Genomic DNA, 8,703 nt, shown 5'->3' with positions numbered 1-8,703 from the left:
AATACGTTGATATCGTTCCGCGTGAATCATGAGAATATCTTTCTCTCGCGCTCAATCCTCGAGAAATACATAGACGAACATTATCCGGTGCATTGTCAAGATGCGCTGGCAACCTGAGGAATTGATCGGCTTTCGTTCAACTGGCATGCATAGTTGGCGGAACACCTATCCTAACACGGGAGTACCATCGGTCAGCTGAATCTCGTTCTCACTCTCGTTCCCAGATGAACTTGTACTCGACGTTTACGAACTCAAGCGCGTCGAATAGCTGCGAGCCCTCGCTGTAGCGGTGAATCGCGAACGACAGCCGGTGTCCTTCTCGGCGACCGAGGCACCTGAGAAGTCGGGTGCTCAACCGCCGTCGATTCACGACCGCCGCCCATGTGTCACCTCGAGCATCCAACCAAAAACACTGAACACACCCACTACCAGCAAACAGGCATGAGCTGGGACGTCGACTACGAGAACGAGGACTCGATCGCACTGGCCCACGAGGACGGCTTCGTCTGCTTCGCCAAGCGGGGGATGGACCAGGGCGACCACACGAACTGGACCCTCGAGCTAACCGACACCGACGACGGGACCGAACTCGTCTCCGAGACCCACCGGATCTCCAACGAGCAACACCTGTGGTCGGTGATCGAGAAGTACACCGATCTGTATCCCGCCTAGGGACGGCTCGAGCCCGCCGTCCTCGAGCCCACCTTCATTCCCTCGAGCGCACCGCCCCCCGACAGTCAGTCCGCGTCGACGGAGACGCGCTCGACGTTCGTCGATCCGCAGGCGGTACAGCGCTGCTCGGCCGACTCGGTCAGGATGGAGCCACAGTCCGTGCAGGTCCCGCGGGTCGTGTCGCCGACCCGGGTTCCACAGAGCGAGCAGACCCGTCTGGTTCCCCGGAACTGGGCGCCGCAGTCCCCACACGCGTAGACGCTTTTCATGATCGTTCGCATCGATATTTGGTGGCGCGACACAAGGACGTTTCGTCCGTCCGTTCACTCTTTCGACACAGTTTTTATTTCCTATTGCTTCAAACGTGATGGAGGGCTGAAAATTGCAGAGAGTTTATGTTTATAGCGATAGAATTACTGCTGAGATGGCGCCATCAACTCGTCGGGGGAACGAAACGACGGCTGCCGGCTCGAGTCGGTACGAGGCGGTCGCCGACCTCGCACAGCGTGCCCTCGCGGACGACGACCTCGAGACGATCCTGCGGGAGACGACGAGCGCCGTCGCCACCGTGATCGACGCCCGATCGCTGGCGGTCCTCGAGTTGCTTCCGGGGGGGAGCCGCGCGACGATCCGCAGCCACGTCGGACGACACCCGGCGGGGGGCGAGGCCGGAACGGTTCCCGCGACGGCCGAGAGCTGGGTCGGGACGGTCCTCGAGCGTGGAGCCGTGATCGTCGACGACCACCGGACGAGCGACGTCGACCCGCCCGTCGAAGGCGAGCCGCGAAGCAGCGTGGGGGTCCGCATCGACGCCGACGGCGAGGCCTGGGGCGTCCTCGAGGCCCACGCGGCCGACCCCGGGGCGTTCGAGGACGCCGACCTCGCCTTCCTCGAGCGGATCGCCGACGTGCTCGAGCCCGCCCTCGACGCGAACTCGAGCCGAACGCCGCCGGACGACCCGGCGCGCCCGACGGAGACCGACCGCGTCTTCCAGGCGGTCGAGACCGCACGGGAGGGGGTCGCCGTTCTCGAGCCCGGCGGCGAGTTCGCGTACGTCAACGAGGCCTACGCCGAGCTGTACGGCTACGAGCCCGCGGCGATGCGGGGGATGCACTGGGAGGAGGTCCACCCGCCGGGGATGATCAGCCGGATCTACCGGGAAGTGTTTCCCCAGCTCTCGACGACCGGCGTCTGGTCGGGCGAAACGATCGGCCTTCGGAGCGACGACAGCAGATTCGTCAAGGAACACAGCCTCTCGTCGACGGCCGACGGCGGAATGGTCTGTGTCGTCCGGGACGTGGTCGAACGCCGGCGGCTCGAGTCCGAGTTCGAGGAGATCTACGGCCGGATCACGGACGCGGTGATCGGCCTCGACGTCGACTGGACGTTCACCCACGTCAACGACCGCGCCGCGGAGCTGATCGGACTCGAGGACCGGGAGCTGCTCGGCCACTCGTTCTGGACGGTGTTTCCGGACGTCGACGAGACGTTCGAGACGGAGTGTCGAACCGCAATGGAGAGCCAGGAGCCGACCTCCTTCGAGGCGTACGTCCCCGCCCTCGAGTCGTGGCTCGAGGTCAGCGTCTACCCCTCCGAGACGGGGCTCTCGATCTACCTCCGGGACGTCACCGACCGCAAGACCGTCGAGCGCGAGCTCCGGGAGAGCAACTGGGCGCTGCGCCGACTGTACGAGATCACCGCCGATTCGGAGCGATCGTTCGAGGAGAAGGTCACCGAGCTGCTCGAGCTCGGGCGCGAACGGCTCGGCCTCGAGGTCGGGTTCGTCGCCAGCGTCGACGCCGAGGCCGACCAGTTCGAGGTCGTCCACGCCACGGCGGACGACCGAATCCGACCGGGGAAGACGGCGCCGCTGTCGGAGACCTACTGCCGGCAGACGATCGAGACGATGGAGCCGTTCGTCCTCACGGACGCGCCCGCCCAGGGCTGGGACGACGACCGAGCTTACGAGCGGTGGGGGTTCGACACCTACGTCGGCTGCGAGATCCCGTCGAGCGACGGCTCCCGAACGGTCTGTTTCGCCGACGACGACGCCCGATCGGAGCCGCTAACGCCGGCCGAGCGGAGTTTCGTCGAACTCGCGGCCCAGTGGCTCGGCTACGAACTCGAGCGCCGACACCACCAGACCGAACTCGAGGAGCTCGTCGACGAGCTGGAGGCCTCGAACGAACGCTTAGAGCAGTTCGCCTACGCGGCCTCCCACGACCTCCAGGAGCCGTTGCGGATGGTGACGAGCTACCTGCGGCTGATCGAGGACCGGTACGGCGACGACCTCGACGCCGACGGCGAGGAGTTCCTCGAGTACGCCGTCGACGGCGCCGACCGCATGCGCGAGATGATCGAGGGGCTGCTCGAGTACTCCCGGGTCGACACTCGCGGGGACTCCTTCGAGACCGTCGACCTCGAGTGTGTTCTCGAGGCGGTCCAGTCCGACATCCGGGTCCAGATCGCGGAATCCGACGCCGAGATCACCGCCTCGCCGCTACCCCGCGTGCGGGGTGATTCGGGACAACTACGCCAGCTCTTCCAGAACCTGCTGTCGAACGCGATCAAGTACAGCGGCGACGAGCCGCCTCGGATCGACGTCTCGGCCGAGCGCTCGCGGACCGACGGCTACTGGCGGATCGCCGTCCGCGACGACGGCGTCGGGATCGACCCCGAGGAGAGCGAGCGGATCTTCGACGTGTTCCAGCGCCTCCACGGCCGCGACGAGCCGGGGGCCGGGATCGGGCTGGCGCTCTGCCAGCGGATCGTCGAACGCCACGGCGGCGAGATCCGGGTCGACTCCGAGCCCGGCGAGGGGTCGACGTTCACCGTGACGTTGCCGCCCGCCGGGAACGCGACGGCCGAACCGTAGCCGACTGTCGCCGGGTTTTTATTACGGTTCGTCGAACGCGAGGCTATGAGCCGAGAGACAGTTCAACTCCGCTGGAACGAGGACGGGACCGTCGCGACCCTGCTGGTCGACCGCCCGGACGCCCTCAACGCCCTGAACGTCGAGACCCTCGAGGGGATCGGCGACGCCGTCGAGGAGGCCGAGGACGAAGGCGCGCGGGCGCTCGTCCTGACGGGTGCCGGCGACGACGCGTTCATCGCCGGTGCCGACATCAGCTACATGCAGGACCTCTCGAGCCCGGAGGCCCAGGCGTGGGGCGAACTCGGCCACTCGGTCGCCGACGCCCTCGAGACGTTTCCGGCGCCGACGATCGCGGCGATCAACGGCTACGCCTTCGGCGGGGGCTGCGAGATGGCGCTGGCCTGCGACCTGCGGGTCGCGAGCGAGTCGGCGCTGATCGGCAACACGGAGATCGACCTCGGGATCATCCCGGGCTGGGGCGGCACCCAGCGCCTGCCCCGACTGGTCGGCGACGAGACCGCTCGGCGCCTGATCTTCCTCGGCGAGCGCCTCGACGCCGAGAGCGCGGCCGAGATCGGCCTCGTCGGCGAGGTCGTCGCCGACGAGGAGCTCGATGCGGTCGTCGCCGACCTCGCCGAGCGACTCGCGGCGAAGCCGGCCGACGCCATGCAGGCCGCCAAACAGTCGGTCAACCAGTTCGGCGAGGGCTCGCGCTCGAGCGGCCTGGCCTACGAGCAACGTGCGTTCGCCAGCCTGTTCGGAACGCCCGATCAGCGCGAGGGGATGTCGGCGTTCCTCGAGGACCGGGAGCCGGAGTTCGAGTAACGTATCCGGAGCCGCCAAACCGACCCGTAGCGTGGCGACGGTCCGCCTTCGTTTTCCGCGCGAGTGAGGCACGATCGCGTTTCGTTCCGTGACCGATCCCGGAACGCCGGGTGATTCGAGTCGGGTTCCGTCGAAGCGGAACGCGACCGACGGTCGGCGTTCATCGGTTTCTCGCCGAGTCTCGCCGGTTTCGAGCGATCGACGCCTTCGGAGGCGGGTCGGTTGCAAGCACATGACGGGAGGACCGTTAGGGACCGCATCGTCGAACGCGGTGGTGTACGCTATCGCCTCGAGAAGCGGGAAGCGGTGCTCGCGGTCCCGTCTTCTCGGAGAGTACCTGGCGCACTCCCCTACCGATGACAGCAGACGCCCCATCCGAACCCGACCGAGCGGAGGACCGATCCGAGAAGACGCCGGACGACGCGACCGGAAACCCGACTCGAGCCGACGGCTCGGGATCCCCGGGAACGAGCGACGATACCGGCGGTGGGATCGACGAGAACAGCAAACAGGAGCAACTCGACGAGGTACGCGAGAACCCCGAGGGCGAGCACCTGACGACCGACCACGGCGTCAAGGTCAGCGACACCGACAACTCCCTGAAGGCGGGCGAGCGGGGTCCGACGATCATGGAGGACTTCCACTTCCGGGAGAAGATGACCCAGTTCGACCACGAGTCGATTCCCGAACGGGTCGTCCACGCCCGGGGGACCGGCGCCCACGGCTACTTCCAGCCCTACGAGGATCCCGACCTCGGCGACGAGTACGACGACATCTCCGAGCTGACGAAAGCCGGCCTCTTCCAGGACCCCGACCAGAAGACGCCCGTATTTACGCGGTTCTCGACGGTCGTCGGCTCGCGGGGCTCGTCCGACACCGTCCGGGACGTCCGCGGATTCGCGACGAAGTTCTACACCGAGGAGGGCAACTGGGACCTCGTCGGGAACAACATGCCGCCGTTCTTCATCCAGGACGCGATGGAGTTCCCCGACCTGGTTCACGCGATCAAACCCGAGCCCGATAACGGTATTCCACAGGCGTCGGCGGCCCACGACACGTTCTGGGACTTCGCCTCGCTGAAACCCGAGACCACGCACATGCTCATGTGGGTGCTCTCGGGACGGGCGCTGCCGCGGGCCTACCGGATGATGCAGGGCTTCGGCGTCCACACCTTCCGGCTGGTCAACGACGACGGCGAGTCGGTGTTCGTCAAGTTCCACTGGACGCCCAAGCTCGGCACCCACCAGCTCGTCTGGGACGAGACGACGAAGCTCTGGGGGAAGAGCTCCGATTTCAACCGCAAGGGACTGTACGACGTCATCGAGGAGGGATACGACCCCGAGTGGGAACTCGGCGTCCAGATCTTCGACGAGGAGCAGGCCGAGGAGTTCGACTTCGACGTCCTCGACCCGACGAAACTCGTCCCAGAGACCGAGGTCCCGGTCCGGCCGATCGGGAAAATGGTCCTCAACGAGACCCCCGACAACTTCTTCGCGGAAGTCGAACAGGTCGCGTTCCACCCCGGAAACGTCGTCCCGGGGATCGACTTCTCGAACGACCCGCTCCTGCAGGGTCGGCTGTTCTCCTACCAGGACACCCAGCTCAACCGCTTCGGCGGCGCCAACTGGGACGAGATCCCGATCAACCGCCCGATCGCCGAGCGCCACAACAACCAGCGCGCCGGCTTCATGCGCCAGGAGATCAACGAGGGGAAAGTCTCCTACAAGCCGAACTCGATCGGCGACGACGATCCCCAGGAGGCGCCCGCCGAGGAGGGCGGGTACGAGCACTACGCCGAGAAGGTCGACGGGCAGAAGATTCGTAATCGCAGCGACAGCTTCGAGGACCACTTCACGCAGGCGCGGCTGTTCTGGAACTCCATGTCCGAGCCGGAGAAACAGAACATCGTCGACGCCGCCCACTTCGAACTCGGCAAGGTCGAGCGCGTGGAGATCCGCGAGCGGATGGTCTACGACCTCTTCAACAACGTCGACCACGAGTTCGCCACACGCGTCGCCGAGGGGATCGGCATCGAACCCCCCGAGGAGCCTGGCGACGAGATGCCGACCCACGACCGGGAGGACCCCTCCCTGAGCATGGAGAACCGGACCCCGGACACGATCGAGACCCGCAAGATCGCGATGCTGATCGACGACGGGTTCGACGACGAACACGTCGAGACGCTCCGGTCGGCCTTAGAGGACGAGGGCGCTCGAGTCAAGGTCATCTCGAAAGTTCTCGGCGAGAAATCGGGAGCCGACGGCGAGACGGTCGAAGCCGACAAACACCACGTCGCGGCGGCCTCCGTCTCGTTCGACGCGGTCGTGATCCCAGGCGGCGAGGAGAGCGTCGAGACGATGCGCGGGCAGGGCGATCCGAAGCACTTCGTCGCGGAGGCGTTCAAACACTACAAGCCGATCGCCGCGGTCGGCGAGGGAACGGCGCTGTTCGAGGACGTCGATCTGCCGGAAACCGAGATCGCCGGCGAGGGCGAACTCGTGACTGACGCCGGCGTCGTGACCTGTCGCAGCGACGACCTCGAGGCGTTCGCCGAGGCGTTCGTCGACGCGATCGCCCAGCACCGCCACTGGGACCGCGACCCGGAGGAGGTTCCGGCCTGACGCGCCGGCCGACCGCGGCGCGGGCCGCAGTCGAATCGTCGGGACAGACATGGATCGACACGCGACTGTCGTCACGGATGATAACTTTCGGCAAGGGTAGCCGATTGTCGTAACAAGTATGTCTCATTTATTTCGGAATACCACGACGTCCGGTCACTCGAGAGCGGGATTCGGATGGATATCGCACCAACAAGTAGCTTTAATAATTGATGGATGGGAAAACGAGTGTCGGCGTCGACGCCGACCGACAGCGCACTCGGCGGCGAGTGCCGGTGGATGACTCATGCTCAACCCGCCCTCGGCGATCACTCGTGGCTGTGTGATCGCGCTGTCGTGCGATCGGGCCGCGGCTCCGCCCCGGCCGGGCCCGTCATCGCTCGCTGACTACTCCTCGAGGGACTACTCCGGCCGGGAGCTCCGCGGATCGTACTCCTCGAGCGAATCGCGAAGCGCCCGGTGGGCGTGAAAGGCGACGGAGAAGTCCTGGGGACTGGGGATCGTACAGGCCAGCCAGCCGACCGTCGCCGCGGTGACGACGGGCGGCCCCTCGGTCGCGTACCCAGTCGCGGTGAGGCCGAGCGCCGGCACCGCGAGCGCCAGCGGCGCGAGCGCCGCCGCCCGAAGGATCCAGGGCGAATCCGTCCCGGTCGGTCGCGGCTGGACGACCGCCCAGGGTCGGCTCCGAAGGAGGCCGACGAGACCGCGCTCGCGGTTCGGGAGGTACGAGATCGTGTAGTCGACCGCCCCGAACCGGAGGACGAACGCGTGGGACCACTCGTGGGCGACCAGTCCGATCACGACCGTCAGTGCAAGTACGCTACAGGCGACGAGAAGTTCCACCCAAACCATCGTCACCTATCGCGGACGAGACGGCCCTCGAACGGTCGGATCGACGGCTGTATCGCTCGTTTCTTGTCCAGAGTCGTTCTTCGATTCCATCTGTCGACGTACTGCGTACCCGGTCTGCCAACTGTTAAGTGTTTTGGGGTGGTGAACCATACCATGGCACTCAGTGAACCCCTCGAGTTCGGACACGACGACCGAAAGCGGATCTACGAGCACGTCGAGCGCCACGGGGCCGTCGATCCCCTCGAGGCCCAGGAGGAGCTCGGTATCGAGCCCGGCGGCTTCCGCCACCACGTCGCGATCTTAAAACGGGACGGCCGCCTCGAGGAGAAAGACGGCACTCTCCGGGTGACGATCGACGCCGGCGCCGAGGAGGAGTACCGCTCCGAGGACCTCGAGTTCCACATCCGGCCGGCCAGACAGGAGGATCTCGCGGGGATCGTCGGCGCGATCCGACAGGTCGCCGAGGAGCGAACGTACATCGAAGCCGAGAGCGTCGCCGACGAGGTCGACCACGAGGAGGCCCTGCTCAGGCACAACGAACTGGAGTCCCGGATGTTCTTCGTCGCGACCGTCGACCGCGAGGTCGTCGGCTGGGTCCACCTCCACGCCCCGGAACTGGAGAAACTGTCTCACACCGCCGAACTCACCGTCGGCGTCCTCGACGGCTACCGCAGTCACGGGATCGGATCGCACCTGCTGGCCCGCGGGCTCGAGTGGGCGGGAACGAACGGCTACGAGAAGGTCTACCAGAGCGTCCCCTCGACGAACGAGGATGCGATCGCGTTCCTCGAGACCCACGACTGGGAGACCGAGGCGATCCGCGAGAACCACTACAAGCTCAACGGCCACTACGACGACGAG

Annotated in this window: 7 protein-coding genes; 5 read left to right on the top strand and 2 right to left on the bottom strand. The window is 66.1% G+C overall.

All coding sequences use genetic code 11. From position 1 onward, the window contains the following. Positions 1-441 precede the first annotated feature (441 nt). Positions 442-672: a hypothetical protein gene (locus ACNA7R_RS17640; RefSeq protein WP_416284840.1), complete on the top strand. Its 231-nt coding sequence runs from the start codon at positions 442-444 to the stop codon at positions 670-672. A 65-nt stretch (positions 673-737) separates the two neighbouring features. Here ACNA7R_RS17640 and ACNA7R_RS17635 read toward each other — a convergent pair whose 3' ends face one another. Next, positions 738-953, bottom strand: a complete 216-nt coding sequence (locus ACNA7R_RS17635; RefSeq protein ID WP_416284839.1) for a hypothetical protein — start codon at positions 951-953, stop codon at positions 738-740. 143 nt (positions 954-1,096) lie between these two features. Between ACNA7R_RS17635 and ACNA7R_RS17630 the strand changes: the two genes are divergently transcribed. The 3 genes from ACNA7R_RS17630 to ACNA7R_RS17620 all read left to right on the top strand — a co-directional run bounded on the left by ACNA7R_RS17630 (position 1,097) and on the right by ACNA7R_RS17620 (position 6,993). Further along, entirely contained in the window at positions 1,097-3,547 is a 2,451-nt protein-coding gene (locus tag ACNA7R_RS17630) for an ATP-binding protein (RefSeq protein ID WP_416284838.1), read from the top strand. A gap of 45 nt (positions 3,548-3,592) precedes the next feature. Then, positions 3,593-4,372 carry an enoyl-CoA hydratase/isomerase family protein gene (locus tag ACNA7R_RS17625; protein WP_416284837.1) on the top strand — a complete coding sequence of 260 codons (780 nt, stop codon included), beginning with the start codon at positions 3,593-3,595 and terminating at the stop codon, positions 4,370-4,372. Between the two features lie 356 nt (positions 4,373-4,728). Further along, positions 4,729-6,993, top strand: a complete 2,265-nt coding sequence (locus ACNA7R_RS17620; RefSeq protein ID WP_416284836.1) for a catalase — start codon at positions 4,729-4,731, stop codon at positions 6,991-6,993. Positions 6,994-7,392: 399 nt separating this feature from the next. Here the strand turns inward: ACNA7R_RS17620 and ACNA7R_RS17615 are convergent, their stop codons facing one another. Beyond that, positions 7,393-7,842 (bottom strand): hypothetical protein, encoded by a 450-nt coding sequence (locus ACNA7R_RS17615; protein WP_416284835.1) that lies wholly within the window; start codon positions 7,840-7,842, stop codon positions 7,393-7,395. 153 nt (positions 7,843-7,995) lie between these two features. On the opposite strand from ACNA7R_RS17615, the gene ACNA7R_RS17610 reads away from it, so the two are divergent. Further along, positions 7,996-8,703 (top strand): GNAT family N-acetyltransferase (locus tag ACNA7R_RS17610; protein WP_416284834.1); only part of this gene is annotated, 708 nt, incomplete at its 3' end.

Origin of the sequence: Natronococcus sp. (assembly GCF_047921035.1) — an archaeon.
Classification (GTDB): domain Archaea; phylum Halobacteriota; class Halobacteria; order Halobacteriales; family Natrialbaceae; genus Natronococcus.
This window is presented reverse-complemented; position numbering and strand designations above follow the sequence as displayed.